Annotated in this window: 19 protein-coding genes and 1 riboswitch; of the genes, 14 read left to right on the forward strand and 5 right to left on the reverse strand. The window is 61.9% G+C overall.

From position 1 onward, the window contains the following. Positions 1–151 precede the first annotated feature (151 nt). The gene (leuO, locus tag ACJ8MK_RS11955; protein ID WP_033649194.1) at positions 152–1,099 is read right to left on the reverse strand and encodes a transcriptional regulator LeuO; all 948 of its coding nucleotides are present in this window, start codon (positions 1,097–1,099) and stop codon (positions 152–154) included. Positions 1,100–1,971: 872 nt separating this feature from the next. Here leuO and leuA point away from each other — a divergent pair. From leuA to leuD, 4 genes are read left to right on the forward strand one after another with little or no spacing between them, the layout of a single operon-like run. Continuing rightward, entirely contained in the window at positions 1,972–3,546 is a 1,575-nt protein-coding gene (gene leuA / locus ACJ8MK_RS11960) for a 2-isopropylmalate synthase (protein ID WP_004932820.1), read from the forward strand. A 2-nt stretch (positions 3,547–3,548) separates the two neighbouring features. Further along, entirely contained in the window at positions 3,549–4,640 is a 1,092-nt protein-coding gene (gene leuB / locus ACJ8MK_RS11965) for a 3-isopropylmalate dehydrogenase (protein WP_033649192.1), read from the forward strand. Between the two features lies 1 nt (position 4,641). Next, positions 4,642–6,042 carry a 3-isopropylmalate dehydratase large subunit gene (leuC, locus tag ACJ8MK_RS11970; RefSeq protein WP_164134596.1) on the forward strand — a complete coding sequence of 467 codons (1,401 nt, stop codon included), beginning with the start codon at positions 4,642–4,644 and terminating at the stop codon, positions 6,040–6,042. A gap of 9 nt (positions 6,043–6,051) precedes the next feature. Continuing rightward, on the forward strand, positions 6,052–6,654 hold the full coding sequence (leuD, locus tag ACJ8MK_RS11975) for a 3-isopropylmalate dehydratase small subunit (protein WP_025159634.1): 603 nt from the start codon (positions 6,052–6,054) through the stop codon (positions 6,652–6,654). Positions 6,655–6,692: 38 nt separating this feature from the next. Here leuD and ACJ8MK_RS11980 read toward each other — a convergent pair whose 3' ends face one another. From ACJ8MK_RS11980 to sgrT, 3 genes are all read right to left on the reverse strand, one after another. Further along, a complete protein-coding gene (locus ACJ8MK_RS11980) occupies positions 6,693–8,165 on the reverse strand; it encodes a DASS family sodium-coupled anion symporter (protein WP_033649188.1) in 1,473 nt (490 codons plus the stop codon). A gap of 144 nt (positions 8,166–8,309) precedes the next feature. Further along, on the reverse strand, positions 8,310–9,506 hold the full coding sequence (locus ACJ8MK_RS11985; protein WP_033652907.1) for a sugar efflux transporter: 1,197 nt from the start codon (positions 9,504–9,506) through the stop codon (positions 8,310–8,312). Positions 9,507–9,660: 154 nt separating this feature from the next. Further along, the gene (gene sgrT / locus ACJ8MK_RS11990; RefSeq protein WP_170310358.1) at positions 9,661–9,837 is read right to left on the reverse strand and encodes a glucose uptake inhibitor SgrT; all 177 of its coding nucleotides are present in this window, start codon (positions 9,835–9,837) and stop codon (positions 9,661–9,663) included. 88 nt (positions 9,838–9,925) lie between these two features. On the opposite strand from sgrT, the gene sgrR reads away from it, so the two are divergent. From sgrR to ilvN, 7 genes are all read left to right on the forward strand, one after another. Next, positions 9,926–11,587 (forward strand): HTH-type transcriptional regulator SgrR, encoded by a 1,662-nt coding sequence (gene sgrR / locus ACJ8MK_RS11995; protein ID WP_033652906.1) that lies wholly within the window; start codon positions 9,926–9,928, stop codon positions 11,585–11,587. 37 nt (positions 11,588–11,624) lie between these two features. Continuing rightward, positions 11,625–11,743, forward strand: a riboswitch (TPP riboswitch). Between the two features lie 57 nt (positions 11,744–11,800). Next, positions 11,801–12,787: a thiamine ABC transporter substrate binding subunit gene (gene thiB / locus ACJ8MK_RS12000; RefSeq protein ID WP_049196034.1), complete on the forward strand. Its 987-nt coding sequence runs from the start codon at positions 11,801–11,803 to the stop codon at positions 12,785–12,787. After that, the gene (gene thiP / locus ACJ8MK_RS12005; protein WP_038873432.1) at positions 12,763–14,370 is read left to right on the forward strand and encodes a thiamine/thiamine pyrophosphate ABC transporter permease ThiP; all 1,608 of its coding nucleotides are present in this window, start codon (positions 12,763–12,765) and stop codon (positions 14,368–14,370) included. The genes thiB and thiP overlap by 25 nt, the downstream gene beginning before the upstream one ends. Next, positions 14,357–15,061 (forward strand): thiamine ABC transporter ATP-binding protein ThiQ, encoded by a 705-nt coding sequence (gene thiQ / locus ACJ8MK_RS12010; RefSeq protein ID WP_025301552.1) that lies wholly within the window; start codon positions 14,357–14,359, stop codon positions 15,059–15,061. Before thiP ends, thiQ begins: the two co-directional genes overlap by 14 nt. Before the next feature lie 88 nt (positions 15,062–15,149). Then, entirely contained in the window at positions 15,150–15,263 is a 114-nt protein-coding gene (ivbL, locus tag ACJ8MK_RS12015; protein ID WP_154747116.1) for an ilvB operon leader peptide IvbL, read from the forward strand. Positions 15,264–15,374: 111 nt separating this feature from the next. Further along, on the forward strand, positions 15,375–17,069 hold the full coding sequence (ilvB, locus tag ACJ8MK_RS12020; protein WP_193168929.1) for an acetolactate synthase large subunit: 1,695 nt from the start codon (positions 15,375–15,377) through the stop codon (positions 17,067–17,069). 3 nt (positions 17,070–17,072) lie between these two features. Then, on the forward strand, positions 17,073–17,366 hold the full coding sequence (gene ilvN / locus ACJ8MK_RS12025) for an acetolactate synthase small subunit (RefSeq protein WP_060427219.1): 294 nt from the start codon (positions 17,073–17,075) through the stop codon (positions 17,364–17,366). A gap of 26 nt (positions 17,367–17,392) precedes the next feature. On the opposite strand, the gene ACJ8MK_RS12030 is transcribed toward ilvN, so the two are convergent. Then, positions 17,393–18,163 carry a DedA family protein gene (locus ACJ8MK_RS12030; RefSeq protein WP_033637083.1) on the reverse strand — a complete coding sequence of 257 codons (771 nt, stop codon included), beginning with the start codon at positions 18,161–18,163 and terminating at the stop codon, positions 17,393–17,395. A gap of 214 nt (positions 18,164–18,377) precedes the next feature. Here ACJ8MK_RS12030 and ACJ8MK_RS12035 point away from each other — a divergent pair, with 214 nt between their 5' ends. The 3 genes from ACJ8MK_RS12035 to rluA all read left to right on the forward strand — a co-directional run bounded on the left by ACJ8MK_RS12035 (position 18,378) and on the right by rluA (position 24,605). Beyond that, positions 18,378–20,744, forward strand: a complete 2,367-nt coding sequence (locus ACJ8MK_RS12035; RefSeq protein ID WP_060427220.1) for a DNA polymerase II — start codon at positions 18,378–18,380, stop codon at positions 20,742–20,744. A 246-nt stretch (positions 20,745–20,990) separates the two neighbouring features. After that, the gene (rapA, locus tag ACJ8MK_RS12040; protein ID WP_033637081.1) at positions 20,991–23,897 is read left to right on the forward strand and encodes an RNA polymerase-associated protein RapA; all 2,907 of its coding nucleotides are present in this window, start codon (positions 20,991–20,993) and stop codon (positions 23,895–23,897) included. Between the two features lie 57 nt (positions 23,898–23,954). Continuing rightward, positions 23,955–24,605, forward strand: a complete 651-nt coding sequence (rluA, locus tag ACJ8MK_RS12045) for a bifunctional tRNA pseudouridine(32) synthase/23S rRNA pseudouridine(746) synthase RluA (RefSeq protein ID WP_033637080.1) — start codon at positions 23,955–23,957, stop codon at positions 24,603–24,605. The last annotated feature ends 36 nt before the right edge of the window (positions 24,606–24,641 follow it).

Below are 24,641 nucleotides of genomic sequence, written 5' to 3' on the forward strand. Positions count from 1 at the left end.
GAACGAACAAACCCACTATGAAAATAAGTTATTTTATCGCCGTAAAACCAAGAAACATCTTAATAAAAACACAGATAGTTCTTAGTTTTTATCATGAGAAAAAAACGCTCAGTTGAATATTATCTTTATATGGCTCCCATTTTTTATCGATTTACTTTGGGTTACCTGCCTCAATCAGGACGGATTTCATCCACTGGTGCCCTTTATCCCGCTCGGAGGATTCATGCCAGGAAAGATAGCAGGTTGCTTTATTGTGATTGGCGCACAAAGGAACCGCCTTTATTTTCAACGCCTCCGTCTGTTGTCTCACCAGCCAGGCTGGTGCAATCGCCACCATCTCCGTTTGCGACACCATATTCAACACGCTGTAGAGATCCGTGCACTGCTGCGTCACGGCGCGCAGCATCGGTTCCTCTAAATAAAAAGGCTTACTGAACGATCCAAAACTTTCCAGGGATACCGCCGCGTGCTGTTCGGCCAGCATTTGCTCCGGCGTCGCCTCCTCGCCCATTCTCGGGTGCGCCTGCGCGGCCGCCAGCACTAATTCGTCGTCGAACATCGCCAAACTGCGAAACTCTGCCGATTCGAAACGGCTGTAGCCGATGACAAACTCGACGTCCTGATAACGCAATTGATGTTCGATATTATTGTTGATGTATGACTTTATTTGCAGATTAAGCTGCGGCGCGATCTGTTTGACGTGATTGATTATCCCGGCGCCCAGGCGCAAGTCGAGCGGACTGCACAGCGACAAGGAAAACGCTCGCGTGCTGGTCAGCGGCTCGAACTCGGCGCCCGGCAATTCATTCTGCACCAGCTGCAACGCTTGCCGCACCGGGCCAAACAGCTGCCTGGCTCGCATGGTGGGCTGGATCCCGCGCCCACAGCGCACGAACAGTTCGTCGTTGAACATCACCTTCAGGCGCGCTACCGCGTTGCTCACCGCCGGCTGCGACATCCCTAGCGAATTAGCGGCTCGCGTAATATTTTGCATTTGCATCACGGCGTCAAACACCGTCAGCAAATTAAGATCGACGCTGCGCAAATGAATGTCCGCCGGCTCTTTGACCATAGTGATTTCTGAATCATATTCAGCCATATTTCACTCCACTAAATCCTGTGTAGATAATCTAATCCTTATGCTCGACAAACAATGAAACGCCGCATTGTCATATCTTTGCACGACAAATCCTGCCATTACCGTCATCAACCGATAAAAAACCTCGTGTTATCGACACGATATAAGTCGTATATGGAATACATGTCAGTAGTTTCTCCCGTCAGCGGGAAGAATGCCACCTGGGTAGTACTAATAATTAGGTATCAACAATGATTAATACAACTAAACAACATAGCTGCACTGTATGAGACAAACTATAAAAACACATCATAAGCAATCAAACCATCTAAAAACACCGCTCACTTTGTGTAAAATTACATTATTTTGTTATATTATGACTAAAATAATCAATTAATCATATGAATTCAATTTAAATCATTTGTATAAAAAATGTTATTTTGTTGCCCCCCGTGATTAATTCCTCTTATTTTTTCATCGCAAATCTTAACGCAACGAAATCCAGAAGCAATTAGCGCAGTATATATTCGATTCGTTTATGCTAAGCAGCGCGCAAACTGGCCCCATTTTTTCTCTAAGGCGTCGCTTTTTTGCCGAATGATCCTCTGTTTGGCCAATGGGCTGGTGCATTGTCCCCGCATTCAATCAGGTGTTGACATCGCCAGGCCAATCACGTATCAAATTAGGCAGACACCCAATTTAAGAGAAGCTGAACCCTTATGATCCGTACTCATCGTCTACTAGGCCTACTACTCAACGCATCTTGTTTGCGCGGTATGCCTATGGACGAAGTTCGGAGCTGACTCAGCCGATCACCCATAAGAAACCCGCGCTACTGCGCGGGTTTTTTTTTGCCCGCTTAGCGTGAAATCAACACGATAAGGAATGCACCGATGAGCCAACAAGTCATTATTTTCGATACCACGCTGCGTGATGGCGAACAGGCGTTGCAGGCCAGCCTGAGCGTAAAAGAGAAGATTCAGATTGCGCTGGCGCTGGAAAGAATGGGCGTCGACGTGATGGAGGTCGGCTTCCCGGTCTCTTCGCCGGGCGACTTCGAGTCGGTGCAAACCATCGCGCGCCAGATCAAGAACAGCCGCGTCTGCGGCCTGGCCCGCTGTGTGGACAAAGACATCGACGTGGCCGCCGAAGCGTTGCGCGTCGCCGAAGCATTCCGCATCCACGTATTCCTGGCCACCTCAACCCTGCACATCGAATCGAAACTGAAGCGCTCGTTCGACGAAGTATTGGAGATGGCGGTGCGCTCGGTCAAACGCGCCCGCAACTACACCGACGACGTAGAGTTCTCCTGTGAAGACGCCGGCCGCACGCCGATCGACAATCTGTGCCGCGTGGTCGAAGCCGCCATCAACGCCGGCGCCACCACCATCAATATTCCGGACACCGTCGGTTACACCACGCCGAACCAGTTCGGCGGCATCATCACCACCTTGTATGACCGCGTGCCGAACATCGACAAAGCCATCATTTCCGTGCACTGCCACGACGATTTGGGCATGGCGGTCGGCAACTCCATCGCCGCGGTTCAGGCCGGCGCCCGTCAGGTGGAAGGCACCCTGAACGGCATCGGTGAGCGCGCCGGCAACTGTTCGCTGGAAGAGGTGATCATGGCGATTAAGGTGCGCCAGGACATCATGAACGTGCACACCAACATCAATCATCAGGAAATCTTCCGCACCAGCCAGATCGTCAGCCAGCTGTGCAACATGCCGATCCCGGCCAACAAGGCGATCGTCGGCTCCAACGCCTTCGCCCACTCCTCCGGCATTCACCAGGACGGCGTGCTGAAAAACCGCGAAAACTACGAAATCATGACCCCGCAGTCGATCGGCCTGAAGGACGTGCAGTTGAACCTGACCTCCCGCTCCGGTCGCGCGGCGGTGAAACACCGCATGGAAGAGATGGGCTACCAGGAGCAGGACTACAACCTGGATACCCTGTACGCCGCCTTCCTGAAGCTGGCCGACAAAAAGGGCCAGGTGTTCGACTATGACCTGGAGGCGCTGGCCTTCATCAACAAACAGCAGGAAGAGCCGGAGCACTTCAGCCTGGGCTACTTCAGCGTGCAGTCCGGCAGCAGCATCATGGCCACCGCCTCGGTGAAACTGATCTGCGGCGGCGAAGAGAAAGCCGAAGCCGCCACCGGCAACGGCCCGGTCGATGCGGTTTATCAGGCAATCAATCGCATCACCGACTACCCGATCGAGCTGGTGAAGTACCAGTTGACCGCCAAGGGCCATGGCCGTGACGCGCTGGGCCAGGTGGATATCGTGGTCTCTTACAACGGCCGCCGCTTCCACGGCGTGGGTCTGGCGACCGACATCGTCGAATCTTCCGCCAAGGCGATGGTGCACGTGTTGAACAATATTTGGCGCTCACAGCAGGTAGAAAAAGAAAAGCAGCGCCTGCAGCAAAACAAACATCAAAATAATCAGGAAACGGTGTGAACATGACGAAGACTTATCACATTGCCGTCTTGCCCGGAGACGGCATCGGCCCGGAAGTAATGGCTCAGGCGCGCAAAGTGTTGGACGCGGTGCGTCAACGCTTTGACATTCGCATCACCACTGCCGAATACGACGTCGGCGGCATCGCCATCGATCGCCACGGCAGCCCGCTGCCGCCGGCGACCGTCGCCGGCTGCGAGCAGGCCGACGCCATCCTGTTCGGATCGGTAGGCGGCCCGAAATGGGAACACCTGCCGCCGGCCGAGCAGCCGGAACGCGGCGCGCTGTTGCCGCTGCGCAAGCACTTCAAACTGTTCAGCAACCTGCGCCCGGCGCGCCTGTATCAAGGGCTGGAGGCATTCTGCCCGCTGCGCGCCGACATCGCCGCCCGCGGCTTCGACATTCTGTGCGTGCGCGAACTGACCGGCGGCATCTACTTCGGCCAGCCGAAGGGCCGCGAAGGCCAGGGCATGCAGGAGCGCGCTTTCGATACCGAGGTGTATCACCGTTTCGAGATTGAACGCATCGCGCGCATCGCCTTCGAATCCGCCCGCAAGCGCCGCCACAAGGTGACGTCGATCGACAAGGCCAACGTGCTGCAAAGCTCCATCCTGTGGCGTGAAGTGGTCAATCAGGTCGCCAAGGATTACCCGGACGTGTCGCTGTCACACATGTATATCGACAACGCCACCATGCAGCTGATCAAGGATCCGTCCCAGTTCGACGTCTTGCTGTGCTCCAACCTGTTCGGCGACATTCTGTCCGACGAGTGCGCGATGATCACCGGCTCGATGGGCATGTTGCCGTCCGCCAGCCTGAACGAGCAAGGCTTCGGCCTGTACGAACCGGCGGGCGGTTCCGCGCCGGATATTGCCGGCAAAGGCATCGCCAACCCGATTGCGCAGATCCTGTCCGCCACCCTGCTGCTGCGTTACAGCCTGGGCGCCGATGAAGCGGCCGACGCCGTGGAGCGCGCCATCAACCAGGCGTTGGAACAGGGCTACCGCACCGCCGATCTGGCCGGTGACGGCAAAGCCGTCAGCACCGATGAAATGGGCGACATCATCGCTCGCTTTGTAGCTCAGGGGGCATAACATGGCCAAGACCTTATACCAGAAGCTGTACGACGCCCACATGGTGCACGAAGCGCCGAACGAAACGCCGTTGCTGTATATCGACCGTCACCTGGTGCACGAAGTCACTTCGCCGCAGGCGTTCGACGGCCTGCGTGCCATGGGCCGTAAGGTGCGCCAGCCCGGCAAAACCTTCGCCACCATGGATCACAACGTGTCGACCCAGACCAAAGACATCAACGCCAGCGGCGAGATGGCGCGCATCCAGATGCAGGAGCTGATCAAGAACTGCGCGGAATTCGGCGTTTCGCTGTATGACCTGAACCACCCGTTCCAGGGCATCGTGCACGTGATCGGGCCTGAGCAAGGCATGACGCTGCCGGGCATGACCATCGTTTGTGGCGACTCGCACACCGCCACCCACGGCGCTTTCGGCTCGCTGGCGTTCGGCATCGGCACCTCCGAAGTGGAACACGTGCTGGCGACCCAGACCCTGAAGCAGGGCCGCGCCAAGACCATGAAGATTGAAGTCACCGGCGACGCCGCCGAGGGTATTACCGCCAAAGACATCGTGCTGGCGGTGATCGGCAAAACCGGCAGCGCCGGCGGCACCGGCCACGTGGTGGAGTTCTGCGGCAAGGCGATCGAAGCGTTGAGCATGGAAGGACGCATGACCCTGTGCAACATGGCGATCGAAATGGGCGCCAAGGCCGGGTTGGTCGCGCCGGACGACACCACCTTCGCCTACCTGAAGGGGCGTCAGTTCGCGCCAACCGGCGAAAACTGGGAGCAGGCGGTCGCCTATTGGCGCACGCTGAAGTCCGATGCCGACGCCCAATTCGATACCGTGGTGACGCTGCGCGCCGAAGAGATCGCGCCGCAGGTCACCTGGGGCACCAACCCCGGCCAGGTGATCGCCGTCAATCAGGCGATCCCGGCGCCGGAATCGTTCAGCGATCCGGTCGAGCGCGCCTCCGCGGAAAAAGCCTTGGCCTACATGGACTTGAAACCGGGCATCAAATTGACCGACGTGCCGATCGACAAAGTGTTCATCGGCTCCTGCACCAACTCGCGCATCGAAGATCTGCGCGCGGCGGCGGCGATCGCCAAGGGGCGCAAGGTCGCCAGCGGCGTGCAGGCCATCGTGGTGCCGGGCTCCGGCCCGGTGAAGGCCCAGGCGGAAGCCGAAGGGTTGGACAAAATCTTTATCGAAGCCGGTTTCGAATGGCGTTTGCCGGGCTGCTCGATGTGTCTGGCGATGAACAACGATCGCCTGAATCCGGGCGAGCGCTGCGCGTCCACCAGCAACCGTAACTTCGAAGGGCGTCAGGGCCGCGGTGGGCGCACCCACCTGGTCAGCCCGGCGATGGCCGCCGCGGCCGCCGTTGCCGGTCACTTCGCCGACATCCGTGATATTCACTAAGGGGCTAACGTGGCTAAATTTACTCAACATACCGGCTTAGTGGTGCCTTTGGATGCGGCCAACGTCGACACCGACGCCATTATTCCCAAGCAGTTTTTACAGAAGGTCACCCGCACCGGCTTCGGCCAGCACCTGTTCAACGACTGGCGCTTCCTCGACGACGCCGGCCAGCAGCCGAACCCGGAATTCGTGCTGAACAAACCGCGCTATAAAGGCGCCAGCATCCTGTTGGCGCGCGAGAACTTCGGCTGCGGCTCCTCGCGCGAACACGCGCCCTGGGCGCTGACCGATTACGGATTCAAAGTGGTGATCGCGCCGAGCTTCGCCGATATCTTTTACGGCAACTCGTTCAACAACCAGCTGTTGCCGGTGACGCTGAGCGAACAGCAGGTGGATGAGCTGTTCAAGCTGGTGGACGCCAACGAGGGAACGGAGTTCGTGGTGGATCTGGAGAACCAGACGGTCAACGCCGGCGGCAAAAGCTATCCGTTCGAAATCGACAGCTTCCGCCGCCACTGCATGATCAACGGGCTGGACAGCATCGGCCTGACGCTGCAGCACGAAGCGGACATCTCCCGCTACGAAGCGCAGCAGCCGGCGTTTTTGAATTAATCCCCTTCACCCGCCGCCCGGCGGGTGAGTTTTTTTCCTCACCAGTAGCCCAGCAGCTTCCACCATGCTCCGCCGATCACTATCCAGATCAGCAAGTTAACCACGCTCATCACCCATCCCGCTTTCCACCATTCCCCCAGCGTCACGTAGCCGGAGCCGAAGACGATCGGCGCGGTGCCGGTACCGTAATGCGTCAGCGACATCATCAGCGAGGAAGAGAACGCCAGGATCAGGCCCAGCAGCGCCGGTGGCGCGCCGAGCGCGATGCCGGCGGCGAAGAAGGCGGCGAACATCGCCGTCACGTGCGCGGTGGTGCTGGCGAAGAAATAGTGCGAATACAAATAGATGAGGGTCAGCAAGATCGTGCCGCCCACCCAGCTCATGCCCATATGGTCGATGCCGTTGCCCACGGTTTGCGACAGCCAGCCGATCAGCCCCAGCTTGCCAAGGAAGCTGGCCATCATCACCAGCGCCGAGAACCACACCACGGTGTCCCAGGCACCTTTATGCTTGAGCACATCCTCCCAGCTCAGCACCCCGGTGGCCAGCAGCACCGCCAGGCCGATCAGCGCCGCGGTGGTGGGATTGACCGCCAGCGCCGGGCCGAAGATCATCGCCGGAATGCCGGCCCACAGCACCAGCAACAGCGCGAACACCCCGAGGGTGATTTTCTCCGGCAGCGTTACCGGCCCCAGCGCCTGCAGTTTTTCGCGCGCGAAGCGCGGCGCGTCCGGGGTACTTTTCACCTCCGGCGGATACAGCAGATAGATGACCAGCGGCATCACGATCAGCGAGCACAGTCCCGGCACCAGAGCGGCGACTGCCCACATCGACCAGGACAGCTCGAAGCTGCCGTGTGTGCCTTTGGCGATCAGGCTGACAATCAGCGGGTTAGGCGCGGTAGCGGTGATAAACATCGCCGAGGTGACCGGGTTGATGTTGTAGTTCACCAGCGACAGGTAGCGGCCGATTTTTCCGGAGGTATTGAGCTCGGGTTTGGAGCCGAAGCTGTCGGCGATCGACTTCATGATCGGGTGAATGATACCCCCGCCGCGCGCGGTGTTGCTCGGCGTCACCGGCGCCAGCGTGGTTTCCGCCAGCGTCAGCGCATAGGCGATACCCAGCGTTTTTTTGCCGAACAGCGAAATAAAGTAATAGCCGATGCGCGCGCCCAGCCCGGTTTTATTCAGGCTGAGGGAGATCATGATCGAAAAGCCGATCAGCCAGATCAGCTGGTTGGAAAAGCCGCTGAGCGCGTCGTCCAGCGCGGCGCCCGGCTTGCCGGGATTGGTGACGCCGGTCACCGCCACCAGGGCGATGGCGATCACCGAGACTGCGCCGATCGGCATCGCCTTGCCGATGATGGCGATGATGGTGCCGATAAACAGCGCCAGCAGCTGCCAGGCATTAGGCGCGACGCCCTCCGGCACGGGAATGAGGAACCAGATAATCAGCGTGGCGGCAAGGGCGCACAGGGAAGGAAGCGGTTTGAGCGGTGTGAGTTTATCCATAACGTTCCCACTGTTCTAAACGACAAGGCGGCATCTCAATAGCGAGATGGGCGTGGGCGCAACGATCGCGCGCCATATGTCTTCAGCTTGGGCGTCCGGTTCAGCCTTCTCAATGACTTGCATCAAGAATGCCGTCGTTTGACCTCACACTTCACGCACTTTGGCGCTCATCCCGAGCGCCGCCAGCGCCAACAGCGCCGCCATCCAATACACCGAGCCATGACCGAAATTCTCCACCAGCGCGCCCTGCAGCACCCCGGCCAGGATCACCCCGGTAGAGATGCTGTTGGTGAACAGCGTGGTGGCGGCGCCCGGCCGGCCCGGCATCAAATCCTGAAAATAGAGCATGCCGATACCGGCGACGATGCCGATAAACACCGCGTTGAGCAACTGCAGCGCGATCAGGGCCGGCTTGCTCTCCAACACCGTCAGCCCGAGATAAAACAGCACGCCCGCCGCCACCGCCAGCAGCATCATGTTGCGTTTGCCGAAGCGTTGGACGTAATAACCGGCCAACAGCATCGCCGGGATCTCCAACCCGGCGGCGGTGCCCATCAGCACCCCGGCCAGCCCTTCCGGCAGGCCGAGATCGGCGGTGATATACAGCGGCATATCGATGATGTACAAGGTATTGCAGGTCCACATCAGCATCGAGGCGATGAACAGCAGCCGCACATCGCGATTGCGCCAGGCGCTGGCGGGCGCAATCGGCGCGGAAGCGCCTTCCCGCAACCCTTCGCCATCCGCCGCGCGCGGCACCGAAGGCAGCATGAATCCTACCAGCAGCACGCAGACCGCGAAGGTGGCGGCGGCGATCAGGAACATCACGGTGAACCCGTAGCTGAGCGCCAGCGCAAACGACAGCGGCGGGCCGATCACCCACGCCAGCGAAAGCTGGGCGCGCATCACCGAGCTGAACATCACCACTTCACGCGCCTCGCTGTCGGCGTATTCCCGCGCCAGCGCGAAAATCTGCGGCATGGCGGTGTTGGCAACGGCGGACATCAGCACCCCGGCGGTGATTAGCGTCAGGTAGTCGCGGTTAAAGGCAAACAGCAGACAGTTGCCGACCGCCATCAGGCAGCACAACAGGATCAGCCTGCGCCGATCGCCGCGGGTATCGGAGCGTTTGGCCAGCAGAAAACTGACGACGATGCCGGCCACCGCGTTGGCGGTGTAAAACAGCCCGACCCACAGCGGCCGCACCTTGACCTCGGTGGTCAGAAACAGGCTGAGCGTCGGCGTCAGCAACGCGCCGGCGATGCCAGAAAGAAAAGCAATCAGCAGGAATGCGGCAAAGATGGGATTGATGCGCTGTGACAACCGGCTCAGGCGTTGCATATCGTCTTCCCTGACCTCAAAGCAGAAAAAAGAACCTTAGGCCACGGCGAGAAAAATGCAAGCGCATTGCCATGACCACGCATAAAAAAACCAGTGGGTCGCCCCACTGGCTGGTGAAACAGCACCATTACTCAGAAATTGGTTGCCGGAGCCCCTACAGGTGCTCGCGATACTGCTTATCGGTCATCTCTTTGATGTCCCATTGCGTCAGGTGCGCCAGCATCGCCAGCCGCGCCTGCTCGGGCACCACGCTCAGCCAGTCTGCGCGCTGGCGGCGCACCGCGCTGAAATAGCGCTGGTAGAACTGTCTGGATAAGAAAGCTTTCATCATTACGCCCTCCCCCTTTCATTGATGAAAATTATCGGCGTAATATAGGGAAAGAAAAATTGACGAGTTGAGGCAGGAGCGTTCCTCTTTTATGTCCACGTCCCGATTGCAGCAGCAGTTCATCCGCCTGTGGCAGCGCTGCCACGGTGAAACCACCGACACCACGCTGCAGGATCTGGCGGAGGTGCTGAGCTGCTCGCGGCGCCACGTGCGCTCCCTGCTGAGCGCCATGCAGCGAGAGGGCTGGCTCACCTGGCAGGCGGAGTCGGGGCGCGGCAAACGTTCGCGGCTAACCTTCCACTACACCGGCCTGGCGCTGCAGCAACAGCGGGCCGAGGAGCTGTTGGAACAGGACCGCATCGATCAGTTGGTGCAGTTGGTGGGCGACAAAAACGTGGTGCGCCAGATGCTGCTGTCGCAGCTGGGCCGCAGCTTCCGCCAGGGGAAACATATCCTGCGGGTGCTCTACTACCGGCAGCTGTACAACCTGCTGCCCGGCTCGGCGCTGCGGCGTTCGGAGACCCATTTGGCGCGCCAGATCTTCAACGGCCTGACGCGCATAAATGAGGAAAACGGGGAACTCGAGTCCGATCTGTCCCACCATTGGCAGGCGCTGACGCCGCTGCACTGGCGGTTTTACCTGCGCCCGGCGATCCATTTTCATCACGGCCGCGAGCTGGAGATGGCGGACGTCATCACTTCCCTCTCGCGTCTGACCTCGCAACCGCTGTTCTCGCATATCGAGAGCGTCACCTCGCCGACGCCGTTCGTGATCGACGTGCAGCTGCGCAGCCCCGACCACTGGCTGCCCTGGCTGCTGGGCAGCGTGCAGGCCATGATCCTGCCGCGCGAATGGCGCGAACTGCCTGATTTCGCCCGCCATCCGGTCGGCACCGGCCCCTACCGCATGGTGCGCAACCATCCCAGCCAGATGAAGATCCACGCCTTCGACGACTATTTCGGCTACCGGGCGCTGATCGACGAGGTGAACATCTGGGTGCTGCCGGAGTTTTCCGAAGAGCTGGTGCACTCCGGCGTACAGCTGCAGGGCGATGAAACCGGCAACAGCGAGCTGGAAAGCCGGCTGGAAGAGGGCTGCTATTTCCTGCTGTTCGATCAGCGCTCCCCGCTGGCTGCCGATCCCGCCATTCGCAGCTGGCTGTGCGAATTGATCAACCCCATTTCGCTGCTGAGCCACGCCGGGCCGCTCTACCAGCGCTATTGGTCGCCGGCGTACGGCCTGCTGCCGCGCTGGCACCATAACCGCACGCTGGCGCAGCAGCCCAAGCCCGCGGGCCTGACCGAACTGACGATGACCCACTTCAATGAGCATTCGGAGTTTCACGCCATTCGCCAGGCGATCGAACCGCTGCTGGCGCAGCACGGCATCCGCCTGATTGTGCAAAGCGTGGATTACGCCACCTGGCACCAGGGCGACGCGCGCAGCGATCTGTGGCTCGGCAGCGCCAACTTCTATCTGCCGCTGGAGTTTTCGCTGTTCGCCACGCTGTACGAACTGCCGCTGATGCAGCACTGCATGAACGAAGATCTGGCGCAGGACGCGGCGCTGTGGCGCGCCAACCGCTTGCCGCTGGCGGAGTTCTGCCAGCGTCTGGTCAGCAACCACCAGTTGCATCCGCTGTTCCACCACTGGTTGCAACTGCACGGCCAGCGCAGCATGCGCGGCGTGCGGATGAACACTCTCGGCTGGTTCGACTTCAAGTCCGCCTGGTTTGCCCCGCCGGAGGCATAAGCGCCTTTCGCCCGGGTCGGTTAATCTTTACAATAGCGCCGTCTCAACGGGGTGCGGTAAGTCGGGCCGCGTGATAAGCCCGATTTTCCGCTGAGAGCACACCCGTCGAACCTGATCCGGTCAATACCGGCGGAGGGATTTGAGCCCAGCGAACCGGCGACGCCGCCTCGCCCCCTCAGATACCCTTGCCCCCTTATTTTTCAGGAGTGCAACGTGGTCAAAACATATCTGCCCTGCTTATTGCTGCTGTGCGCCGCGCCGGTGTTCGCCAAGCCGACGCTGACGGTTTACACCTACGATTCCTTCGCCGCCGACTGGGGCCCCGGCCCGGCGGTGAAAAAAGCCTTCGAAGCCGAGTGCGACTGTGAATTGAAGTTCGTCGCGCTGGAAGACGGCGTCTCGCTGCTGAACCGCCTGCGCATGGAAGGCAAGAACAGCGCCGCCGACGTGGTGCTGGGGCTGGACAACAACCTGTTGCAGGCGGCGCAGCAAACCGGCCTGTTCGCGCCGAGCGGCGTCGACACCGCCAAGCTGACGGTGCCGGGCGGCTGGCAGGACGCGACCTTCGTGCCTTACGACTACGGGTACTTCGCCTTCGTCTACAACAAAGAAAAACTGAAGAACCCGCCGAAAAGCCTGCAGGAGCTGGTCAGCAGCGATCGCAACTGGAAAGTGATCTACGAAGATCCGCGCACCAGCACGCCGGGCCTCGGCCTGCTGCTGTGGATGCAAAAAGTGTATGGCGACAAGGCGCCGGCCGCCTGGCAGCAGTTGGCGAAGAAGACCGTCACCGTCACCAAAGGCTGGAGCGAAGCCTACGGCCTGTTCCTGAAAGGCGAAGGCGATCTGGTGCTCAGCTACACCACCTCTCCCGCCTATCACCTGATCGAAGAGAAAAAAGATCTCTACGCCGCCGCCACGTTCAGCGAAGGCCACTACCTGCAGGTGGAAGTGGCGGGCAAGCTGAAGGCCGCCAAACAGCCTGAGCTGGCGGAGCGCTTCATGCAGTTCATGGTGACGCCGGCGTTCCAGAACACCATCCCGACCGGCAACTGGATGTACCCGGTGATCAACACCCCACTGCCCGTCGGCTTTGAGCAGATGAGCGTGCCGCAGACCGCGCTGCAATACAGCGCCGAAGAGGTGGCCAAACAACGCGGCGGCTGGATCCGGGCATGGCAAACCGCCGTCAGCCGCTGATCCCCCGCTGGCTCTGGCCGGGGCTGCTGGCCGCCGGCGTGATCCTGCTGGTCGCCGCGCTGGCGATGGGCTCGCTGTGGCGTCACGCGCCGGACAGCGACTGGCGCGGCCTGTGGCAGGACAGCTACCTGTGGCACGTGGTGCGCTTCACCTTTTGGCAGGCGCTGCTGTCGGCGCTGATTTCGGTGCTGCCCGCCGTTCTGCTGGCACGCGCGCTCTATCGCCGCCGTTTCCCCGGCCGTCAGCTGCTGCTGCGGCTGTGCGCCATGACGCTGGTGCTGCCGGTGCTGGTGGCGGTGTTCGGCCTGCTCAGCGTCTATGGGCGCCAGGGCTGGCTGGCAACGCTGTGCGGCTGGCTGGGCGTCGAGTATGGCTTTTCGCCCTACGGCCTGCAGGGCATTCTGCTGGCGCACCTGTTCTTTAACCTGCCGCTGGCCACCCGCCTGTTGCTGCAGGCGCTGGAGAACATTCCGGTGGAGCAGCGCCAGCTGGCCGCCCAGCTGGGCATGAACGGCTGGCAGCAGTTCCGCTTCGTCGAATGGCCGGCGCTGCGCCGCCAGATCCTGCCGAGCGGCGCGTTGATCTTCATGCTGTGCTTCGCCAGCTTCGCCACCGTGCTGTCGCTGGGCGGCGGGCCGCAGGCCACCACCATCGAACTGGCGATCTACCAGGCGCTGAGTTACGACTACGATCTGGGCCGCGCCGCCATGCTGGCGCTGATCCAGTTAAGCTGTTGTCTGGGGCTGGTGTTGATCAGCCAGCGGCTGAGCCAGGCGCTGCCGGTGGGCCATACCCACGCCCAGCGCTGGCGCAACCCGGAAGACAGCCTGTGGCGGCGCGTCGGCGATTTTCTGCTGATCGCCGCCGCGCTGCTGCTGCTGCTGCCGCCTCTGCTGGCGGTGATCGCCGATGGCGCCAATCAGGCCGTCGTCAGCGTGCTGCGCCAGCCGGTGCTGTGGCAGGCGCTGTTCACGTCGCTGCGCATCGCCCTCGGCGCCGGGCTACTGTGCGTGGCGCTCACGATGATGCTGCTGTGGAGCAGCCGCGAGCTGAAGCTGCGGCAGCATCTGCGCGGCGGCCAGGCGCTGGAGCTGAGCGGCATGGTGATCCTGGCGATGCCGGGTATCGTGCTGGCCACCGGCTTCTTCCTGCTGCTGAGCGATACGATCGGGCTGCCGCAGTCACCCTATGCGCTGGTGATCCTCACCAATGCGCTGATGGCGGTGCCCTATGCGCTGAAGGTGTTGGAGAACCCGATGCGCGACCTCGCCGAACGTTACAACCCACTGTGCCTGTCGCTGGATATCCACGGCTGGCAACGGCTGCGGCTGATCGAATTGCGCGCGCTGCGCCGCCCGCTGGCGCAGGCGCTGGCCTTCGCCTGCGTGCTGTCGATCGGCGATTTCGGCGTGGTCGCCTTGTTTGGCAACGAGCATTTCCGTACCCTGCCTTTTTACCTGTATCAGCAGATTGGCGCCTACCGCAGCAACGACGGGGCGGTGACCGCGCTGCTGTTGCTGCTGTTGTGCTTCCTGTTGTTTACCCTGATCGAACGCTTACCGGGGCGCCATGCTGACGCTTGAAAAACTGACCTATCTGTATGAACACCTGCCGATGCGCTTTGATCTGCGCATCCAGCCGGGCGAGCGCGTCGCGGTGCTCGGCCCCAGCGGCGCCGGTAAAAGCACCCTGCTGAGCCTGATCGCCGGTTTTCTGCCGGCGGCCAGCGGCCGGCTGCTGCTGAACGGCGAAGACCACACCGCCACACCGCCGGCCAAACGGCCGGTGTCGATGCTGTTTCAGGAGAACAACCTGTTCGCGCACCTGACGGTAGCGCAGAACATCGGACTGGGGTTGGATCCCGGTCTGCGCTTGACTGAACAGCAGCGCCAACAGCGGGCGCATATCGCCCGTCAGGTCGGCCTGGAAGAGCACCTGGAGCGCCTGCCGTCGCAGCTTTCCGGCGGCCAGCGTCAGCGCGCCGCGCTGGCGCGCTGTTTGATTCGCCAACGGCCGATCCTGCTGCTCGACGAGCCCTTCTCGGCGCTCGATCCGGCGCTGCGCAACGAGATGCTGCAGCTGCTGCAGACGGTGTGCGAACAGCGCAACCTGACGCTGCTGATGGTGTCGCACAACCTCGACGACGCCGCGCGCATCGCCCCGCGCACGCTGCTGGTGGTCGATGGCCGCATCTATTACGACGGCCCGACGCAGGCGCTGCTGGACGGCAGCGCGCCCGAAGCGCGCGTGCTGGGCATTTCGGGTAAAGCGTGATCTGACGCGCGTTTTTTATGCTGCGCCAATAAACCTGTTGTGCGAATTTTGCGCCTGTGTTTTTATAAAAACCTGACTCTTTTTACTGATGATAAGGTTCCCTGTGATCGCATCCTCGCTGACTTCGACCCTACTAGTTACCGCGCTACCAGCCGCGGTGGTCGTCGTGCGTGTGGTGGTGGTCGTCGGCAATGCGCCGTAGGGTCCGAATCAACGCATCGATTCCCAAACCCCGCCGGCGCAAACCGGGCGGGGTTTCTTGCTTTAGCACCCTGCCCAGAAAAGCTCACCGGCCTTGAGAAAGGACAGGAACATGGCAACTTCGGGCACGCCTCAACCGGGCACCAGCTTCACCGGCGCACAATTGATCGTTCATCTGCTGGAGCGGCAGGGTATCACCACCGTCGCCGGCATCCCCGGCGGCGCCGCGCTGCCGCTGTATGACGCGCTGAGCCAAAGCACCCGCATTCACCACGTACTGGCGCGCCACGAACAGGGCGCGGGCTTTATGGCGCAGGGCATGGCGCGCGCCAACGGCAAAGCGGCGGTGTGCATCGCCTCCAGCGGGCCGGGCGCCACCAACCTGGTCACCGCCATCGCCGACGCCAAGCTCGACTCCATTCCGCTGGTGTGCATCACCGGTCAGGTGCCCTCCTCAATGATCGGCACCGACGCCTTCCAGGAGGTGGACACCTACGGCATTTCCATTCCGATCACCAAGCACAACCATCTGGTGCGCGATATCCGCGAGCTGCCGCAGGTGATCGGCGACGCGTTCCGCATCGCCGAATCCGGCCGCCCCGGCCCAGTCTGGATCGATGTGCCGAAAGATGTGCAAACCGCCACCATCACCCTGGAAGAGCTGCCGCCGATCGCCGTGCCGGACGCCGCCCCAACCTTCGATCCGGCGCTGGTTGCGCAGGCCGCCGCGATGATCAACCAGGCGAAACGCCCGATCCTCTACCTGGGCGGCGGTATCATCTGCGCCGACGCTCACCGGCAGGCGTTGGAACTGGCCGAGCGCGCCGGTCTGCCCACCACCATGACGCTGATGGCGCTGGGGGCGATGCCGGTGGAACACCCGCTGTCGCTGGGCATGTTGGGCATGCACGCGGCGCGCAGCACCAACTTCATTCTGCAGGAGGCCGATCTGCTGATCGTGCTGGGCGCGCGCTTCGACGATCGGGCAATCGGCAAAACCGAGCAGTTCTGCCCTAACGCCGCCATCATTCACGTGGATATCGATCGCGCCGAGCTGGGCAAGGTCAAACAGGCCAACGTGGCGATCCATGCCGACGTCGGCCAGGTGCTGCAACAGCTGCTGCCGCAGATCGACACGCAGCCGCGCAGCGAATGGCTGAGCACCGTCAACGACCTGAAACGCGAGTTCCCGTTCAACATGCCGAACGCCGACGATCCGCTGAGCCATTACGGCCTGGTGCTGGCCGCCGCGCGCTGCGTGGACGACAGCGCCATTATCACCACCGACGTGGGCCAGCATCAGATGTGGGTGGCGCAGGCCTATCCGCTGAGCCGGCCGCGCCAGTGGCTGACGTCGGGCGGCCTGGGCACCATGGGCTTCGGTCTGCCGGCGGCGATCGGCGCGGCGCTGGCGGAGCCTGCGCGTAAAGTGCTGTGCTTCTCCGGCGACGGCAGCCTGATGATGAACATTCAGGAAATGGCCACCGCCGTCGAGCACGATTTGGACGTGAAAATCATTTTGATGAACAACCAGGCGCTGGGGCTGGTGCACCAGCAGCAAACCCTGTTCTACCAGCAGCGCATCTTCGCCGCCGCCTATCCGAAGCGCACCGACTTCCTGAAGATCGCCGCCGGATTCGGGCTGGATACCTGCGATTTGAACGCCGCGGAAGATCCGCAGGCGGCGCTGGCCGAAGCGGTCCAACGCCCGGGGCCCTGCCTGATCCACGCGCTGATCGATATCAACGAAAAAGTGTTCCCGATGGTGCCGCCGGGCGCCGCCAACATCGACATGATTGGAGAATAAGCCATGCTGCAACCACAAGATAAACCCCAGGTGATCCTGGAGCTGGCCGTGCGCAACCATCCCGGCGTCATGTCGCACGTTTGCGGGCTGTTCGCTCGCCGCGCGTTCAACGTCGAAGGCATTCTGTGTCTGCCACTGAAGGACGGCCAGCAGAGCCGCATTTGGCTATTGGTCGCCGACGATCAGCGGCTGGAGCAAATGATCAGCCAGGTGGAAAAGCTGGAAGACGTGCTGCAGGTGAAGCGCCACAGCGAAGACGTGCAGGTATTTGAACAGCTGGAAGCGTTCTTCCAGTAATACGAAGGGGGCTTACGCCCCCGCAATCATTGCCCGGACAGCACCTGCCACAGCAGGTGCCGATACACCGGCATCAAGGGCTGCTGGCTCAGCAGATAACCGACCGCCAGCGCCGCCAGCCAGCTCAATCCGCAAACCACGCGCAGCCGCAGCGGCGTCAGCCAACGGCTCAGCCGATCGGCGCTGCGCTTATCCTCACGCCACCAGCGCCAGCTCAGCCACACAGCCAGCCAGATCGTGAGCGCCGCGGCGAGCAGCAGCCACTTGAACATCGCGCTGTTGGCGCCGGCGGGAATGTCGATCGCCACGCCCGCCAGGATGCCAGGGAAGAAATAGACCGGCGGCCAGGTCAGGCAACCGATGATGTTCGGCAAGGCAAACTTGTACGGCGGCAGATCGAGCATGCCGGCCACCATCGGCACCAGCGGGCGCGTCGGGCCAACGAAGCGGCCGATCAGAATGGTCGCCATGCTGTGCTGGTGCAAGGCGTGCTCGGTTTTGTCGAGCAGCGCTTTGTTCTTCTTCAGGAACGACCAGCGGTGCAAGGGCCCCTTGAAGGCGCGGCCGACGAAATAAGAGATCCAGTCGCCGAGCAGGCAGCCGACGATCCCCGCCGCCCAGGCGTAGTAGAAGTCCACCTTGCCGCTGCCGATCAGCGCGCCGATGCTGGCCATCATCACCGTGCCGGGCAGCAGCAGCCCCACCAGCGCCAGCGACTCGAGAAAAGCGACCAGCAGGACGACCATCAGGGTGAAAGCCAGCGACTGGGTGATCAAATCTTGTAAATAGGCTTCCATTACACCTCTGCGGATTATTCGGCCAAACGGGGCCGAGGATTTTCCAGCGCCGCCGCTGGCGAGTCAATCGATGAATTGTATGCGTATTTGGCAGCGCCGAACGCCGATGGACAATGACTGTATAAAAACACATACTATAATTTATCTATATTAGCGCCAAAACCGACATCTCGCTGAATGTCGCGCACGCCGCCCGGCGGAAGACGAAGGGGTTATGACAGCACTGCAACAGGGTTTCCTGCTCACTCGCCACTGGCGCGACACGCCCGCCGGCACCGAGGTCGAATTTTGGCTGGCGACCGACGCGGGCCCGCGTCAGCTGCGCTTGCCGCCGCAAACCTCGGTGGCGTTTATCCCCGCCGAACAAAAGCCGCGCGCGGAACTGCTGCTGCGCGAAGAACGGCAGGTGGAACTGAAACCGCTGGCACTGACGGATTTTCATCACCGCCCGATGCTGGGGCTGTACTGCCGCCAGCACCGTCAGCTCATCAAGCTGGAAAAACTGCTGCGGGAAGGCGGCGTTACGGTCTACGAGGCCGACATTCGCCCGCCCGAACGCTATCTGATGGAGCGCTTCATCACCGCGCCGGTGTGGTTCAACGGCCAGGCCAACGGCGGCGGGCCGTTGCTCAATGGCCAGATGAAGCCGGCGCCGGACTACCGCCCGACGCTCAGGCTGGTGTCGCTGGATATCGAAACCACCGCCCACGGCGAGCTTTACTCCATCGCGCTGGAAGGCTGCGGCCAGCGGCAGGTCTACATGCTGGGGCCGGCCAACGGCGGCGATGCGCCGCTGGATTTCGATCTGGAATACTGCGCCAGCCGCCCCCAACTGCTGGAACGACTCAACGCGTGGCTGGAGCGCCACGATCCCGACGCCATCATCGGCTGGAACCTGGTGCAGTTCGATCTGCGGGTGCTGCAAAAGCACGCCGAACGCTACCAAATCCCGCTGCGGCTGGGGCGCGGCGGCAACCTGTTGGAGTGGCGCGAGCACGGCTTCAAGCAGAACCACTTTTTCGCCGCCGCCGCCGGCCGCCTGATCATCGACGGCATCGAAGCGCTGAAGTCCGCCACCTGGAACTTTCCCTCCTTCAGCCTGGAGTACGTTTCGCAGGAACTGCTGGGTGAAGGCAAGGCGATCGACAACCCTTATCAACGCATGGCGGAGATCGACCGGCGCTTCGCCGAAGACAAGCCGGCGCTGGCCCGCTACAACCTGAAGGACTGCGAGCTGGTGACGCGCATCTTCGCCAAGGCCGATCTGCTCAACTTTCTGCTGGAACGCGCCACCGTCACCGGGCTGGCGGCCGATCGCAGCGGCGGATCGGTGGCGGCCTTCAGCCACCTTTATATGCCGCGCATGCACCGCCTGGGCTTTGTCGCCCCCAACCTCGGCGAACAGCCGGAGGAACACAGCCCCGGCGGCTTCGTGATGGACTCCCGGCCCGGCCTGTACGATTCGGTGCTGGTGCTGGACTATAAAAGCCTGTACCCGTCGATCATCCGCACCTTCCTGATCGATCCGGTCGGGTTGGTGGAAGGCATGCGCCACCCAAACGACGCCGATTCGGTGCCCGGCTTTCGCAACGCCCGCTTCTCGCGCAGCAAACACTGCCTGCCGGCGATCGTCGAGCAGATCTGGCAAGGGCGCGAGGCCGCCAAGCGCCAGCACAACAAGCCCCTGTCGCAGGCGCTGAAGATCATCATGAACGCGCTGTACGGCGTGTTGGGATCGAGCGGCTGCCGCTTCTTCGATCCGCGGCTGGCGTCGTCGATCACCCTGCGCGGCCACGAGATCATGCGTCAAACCCGCGAGCTGATCGAAGCCGAAGGCTATCAGGTGATTTACGGCGATACCGACTCCACCTTCGTGTGGCTGAAACAGCCGCATGACGAGCAGCAGGCGGCGCAGATCGGCCGGGCGCTGGTGCAGCGGGTCAATGCCTGGTGGCAGCAGCATCTGCAGCAGCAGTTCGGGCTGGAGAACGCGCTGGAGCTGGAGTTCGAAACCCACTATTCCCGCTTCCTGATGCCGACCATTCGCGGCGCCGAACAGGGCAGCAAGAAGCGCTACGCCGGCCTGATCGCACGCGGCGGCGGCGAGGAAGAGATGGTGTACAAAGGCCTGGAAACGGTGCGCACCGACTGGACGCCGCTGGCGCAGCAGTTCCAGCAGCAGCTCTATCAGCGCATCTTCAAACGGCAGCCCTACCAGGACTATGTGCGCGACTACGTCGGCAAAACCCTGAACGGCGACTTCGACGATCAGCTGGTGTACCGCAAGCGCCTGCGCAGGAAACTCGACGACTATCAGCGCAACGTGCCACCGCACGCCCGCGCCGCGCGCATCGCCGACGACTACAACCGCAGCCAGGGGCGGCCGCTGCAGTATCAGAACGGCGGCTGGATCAGCTACGTGATGACCGTCGCCGGGCCGGAACCGCTGGAAACGCGCCATTCGCCCATCGACTATCAGCATTACCTCGAACGCCAGCTGCAACCGGTGGCAGACGCTATACTCCCTTTCTTGCACGACGATTTCACCACGCTGGTCACCGGGCAGATGGGGCTGTTTTGAGATTGCGCCAGGTTAAGAAAAATCATCCGGTTTTGCAGGTGACGAACGCGCCGCCTTCCATTACCATAGCGCCCTTCCCAAAACTGAACCACGCTTAGCCCTGCCGTCTCGCGACGTCTGCATGGCGTGAACGGCTATTGCCCGTCAAATTTAAAACAAACCGGGATAGCAGACGTTCAGTACAGGTGCCGCGGCCCTTCCCGCCCGGTAACAAGACTTACTTACAAAGAATCGAGCCGACAATATATGCCTTTTACTCTTGGTCAACGCTGGATCAGCGACACGGAAAGCGAATTAGGACTGGGCACCGTCGTGGCGCTGGACGCGCGCATGATTACCCTGCTTTTCCCCGCCACCGGTGAAAACCGCCTCTATGCCAGAAACGATTCGCCGATCACCCGCGTGATGTTCAACCCGGGCGATACCGTCAGCAGCCACGAAGGATGGCAGCTGCAGGTGGAAGAGGTGAAAGAGGAAAACGGTCTGTTGACCTATATCGGCACCCGCCAGGACACCCAGGAGAGCGGCGTGGCGATGCGCGAAGTCCTGCTGGACAGCAAGCTGACCTTCAGCAAGCCGCAGGATCGCCTGTTCGCCGGCCAAATTGACCGCATGGACCGTTTCGCGCTGCGTTTTCGCGCGCGCAAGTATCAGAGCGAGCAGTATCGCCTGCCGTTCGCCGGCCTGCGCGGCATGCGCGCCAGCCTGATCCCGCACCAGCTGCACATCGCCCATGAAGTCGGCCAGCGCCATGCGCCGCGCGTGCTGCTGGCGGACGAAGTCGGCCTCGGCAAAACCATCGAAGCCGGCATGATCATCCACCAGCAGCTGCTGGCGGGCCGCGCCGAGCGCGTGCTGATCGTGGTGCCGGAAACGTTGCAGCACCAGTGGCTGGTGGAGATGATGCGCCGCTTCAACCTCTACTTCTCGCTGTTCGACGACAGCCGCTACGCCGAAGCCAAGCTCGACAGCAGCAACCCGTTCGAAACCGAACAGCTGGTGATCTGCTCGCTGGACTTCGTGCGCCGCAACAAGCAGCGCCTGGAAGAGCTGGCGGACGCCCAGTGGGATCTGCTGGTGGTCGACGAAGCGCACCACCTGGCCTGGAGCGAAGAAGCGCCGAGCCGCGAATATCAGGTGATCGAGCAGTTGGCCGAGCATATCCCCGGCGTGCTGCTGCTGACCGCCACCCCGGAACAGCTGGGCCAACAGAGCCACTTCGCGCGCCTGCGCCTGCTCGATCCAAACCGTTTCCACGACTACGGCGAGTTCGTCGCCGAGCAGCAGAAATACCGCCCGGTGGCCGACGCCGTCACCCTGCTGCTGAGCGGTAAACGCCTGGCCGACGACAAATTGAATCTGCTGGGCGAGCTGATCGACGAGCAGGACATCGAACCGCTGCTCAAAGCCGCCAACAGCGAAGGCGACAACGCCGAGCAGGCGCGCCAGGAGCTGGTTTCCATGCTGATGGATCGCCACGGCACCAGCCGCGTGCTGTTCCGCAACACCCGTAACGGCGTGAAGGGCTTCCCGCACCGCAACCTGCACCAGATCAAGCTGCCGTTGCCGACCCAGTATCAGACTGCGATCAAAGTGTCCGGCATCATGGGCGCCAAGAAGTCCGTCGAAGCGCGCGCGCGCGACATGCTGTACCCGGAGCAGATCTACCAGGAATTCGAGGGCGAAAACGCCACCTGGTGGAACTTCGACCCGCGCGTCGAGTGGCTGCTGGACTACCTGCTGGCCAACCGCAACGAAAAAGTGCTGGTGATCTGCGCCAAGGCCGACACCGCGCTGCAGCTGGAGCAGGTGCTGCGCGAGCGTGAAGCGATCCGCGCCGCGGTGTTCCACGAAGGGCTGTCGATTATCGAGCGCGACCGCGCCGCCGCCTACTTCGCCTCCGAAGAGGAAGGCGCGCAGGTGCTGCTGTGTTCCGAGATCGGCTCCGAAGGCCGCAACTTCCAGTTCGCCAGCCAGCTGGTGATGTTCGATCTGCCGTTCAACCCGGATCTGCTGGAGCAGCGTATCGGCCGTCTGGACCGTATCGGCCAGATGCACGATATCCAAATCATGGTGCCTTACCTGGAGCACACCGCGCAGGCGGTGCTGGGCCGCTGGTTCCACGAGGGGCTGGATGCCTTCGAACACACCTGCCCGACCGGCCGCACCATCTACGACAGCTGCTACGAGCAGTTGATCGGTTATCTGGCCGCGCCGACCGAACAGGAAGGCTTTGACGAATTCATCCACGCCTGCCGCCAGCAGCACGATCAATTGAAAGCGCAGCTGGAACAGGGCCGCGACCGCCTGCTGGAGATGCACTCCAACGGCGGCGACAAAGCCCAGGCGCTGGCTGCCGCCATCGCCGAGCAGGATAACGACGTCAATCTGGTGGGCTTCGCGCTCAACCTGTTCGACATCGTCGGCATCAACCAGGAAGACCGCAGCGACAACCTGATCGTGCTGACGCCGTCCGACCATATGCTGGTGCCGGACTTCCCGGGCCTGCCGCAGGACGGCTGCACCGTCACCTTCGATCGCGATCGGGCGCTGTCGCGCGAAGACGCGCAGTTCGTCAGTTGGGAACACCCGATCATCCGCAACGGCCTGGATCTGATCCTGTCCGGCGATACCGGCAGCTGCGCGGTGTCCCTGTTGAAAAACAAAGCGTTGCCGGTCGGCACCCTGTTGGTTGAGCTGGTGTACGTGGTGGAGGCTCAGGCGCCGAAGCACCTGCAGCTGACCCGCTTCCTGCCGCCGACGCCGATCCGCATGCTGATGGATCGCAAGGGCACCAATCTGGCGGCGCAGGTCGAGTTCGAAAGCTTCAACCGCCAGTTGAACGCGGTCAACCGCCACACCTCCAGCAAGCTGGTCAACGCCGTGCAGCAAGACGTGCACGCCATGCTGCAGCAGGCGGAAAGCTTGGTGGAAGCGCAGGCGCGCACGCTTATCGAACAGGCGAAGCAAGAGGCGGACGACAAGCTGAGCGCCGAGCTGGCGCGTCTGGAAGCGCTGAAGGCGGTCAACCCGAACATCCGCGACGACGAAGTCGAAGCGCTGGAGTTCAACCGCCGTCAGGTGCTGGCCAACCTTAATGAAGCCGGCTGGCGTCTCGACGCCATTCGTCTGGTGGTGGTCACCCACCAGTAACCGGCGCGATGCGGGGCGGCAACCGCCTCCCCGTTCGGCCCTTTTCGCGGAGCCAAGATGGAACCCTACAATCCCCCGCAGGACCCGCTGCACATCCTGTATCAGGATGAACACATCATGGTGGTCAACAAGCCCAGCGGCTTGCTGTCGGTGCCCGGCCGCGCGCCGGAAAACAAAGACAGCCTGATGACCCGCATTCAGGCCGATCATCCGGCCGCCGAATCGGTGCACCGGCTGGACATGGCCACCAGCGGGGTGATCGTGGTGGCGCTCAACAAGGCCGCCGAGCGCGAGCTGAAGCGTCAGTTCCGCGAACGTGAACCGAAGAAATCCTATATCGCCCGCGTTTGGGGGCATATGGCGCATGACGAAGGGTTGGTGGACTTGCCGCTGATCTGCGACTGGCCGAACCGGCCGCTGCAAAAGGTGTGTTTTGACACCGGCAAAGCGGCGCAGACGGAGTATCAGGTGCTGTCGCGCGACGCCGACGGCAGCACGCGCGTAAAGCTGACGCCGATCACCGGCCGCTCGCACCAGCTGCGGGTTCACATGCTGGCGCTGGGGCATCCGATCCTCGGCGACGGTTTCTACGCCCCGCCGGAGGCCAAGGCGATGGCGCCGCGGCTGCAGCTGCATGCGCAAGAGCTGCGCATCACCCACCCCGCCTTCCAGACGCCGATGCACTTTCGCGCCGAACCGGATTTCTGAATCGCCTGTTAAACGGGCCCAGCATGCCGGGCCCCT

The organism is Serratia sp. CY38905, from assembly GCF_052168875.1.
In the GTDB taxonomy this organism is placed as follows: Bacteria; Pseudomonadota; Gammaproteobacteria; order Enterobacterales; family Enterobacteriaceae; genus Serratia; species Serratia sarumanii.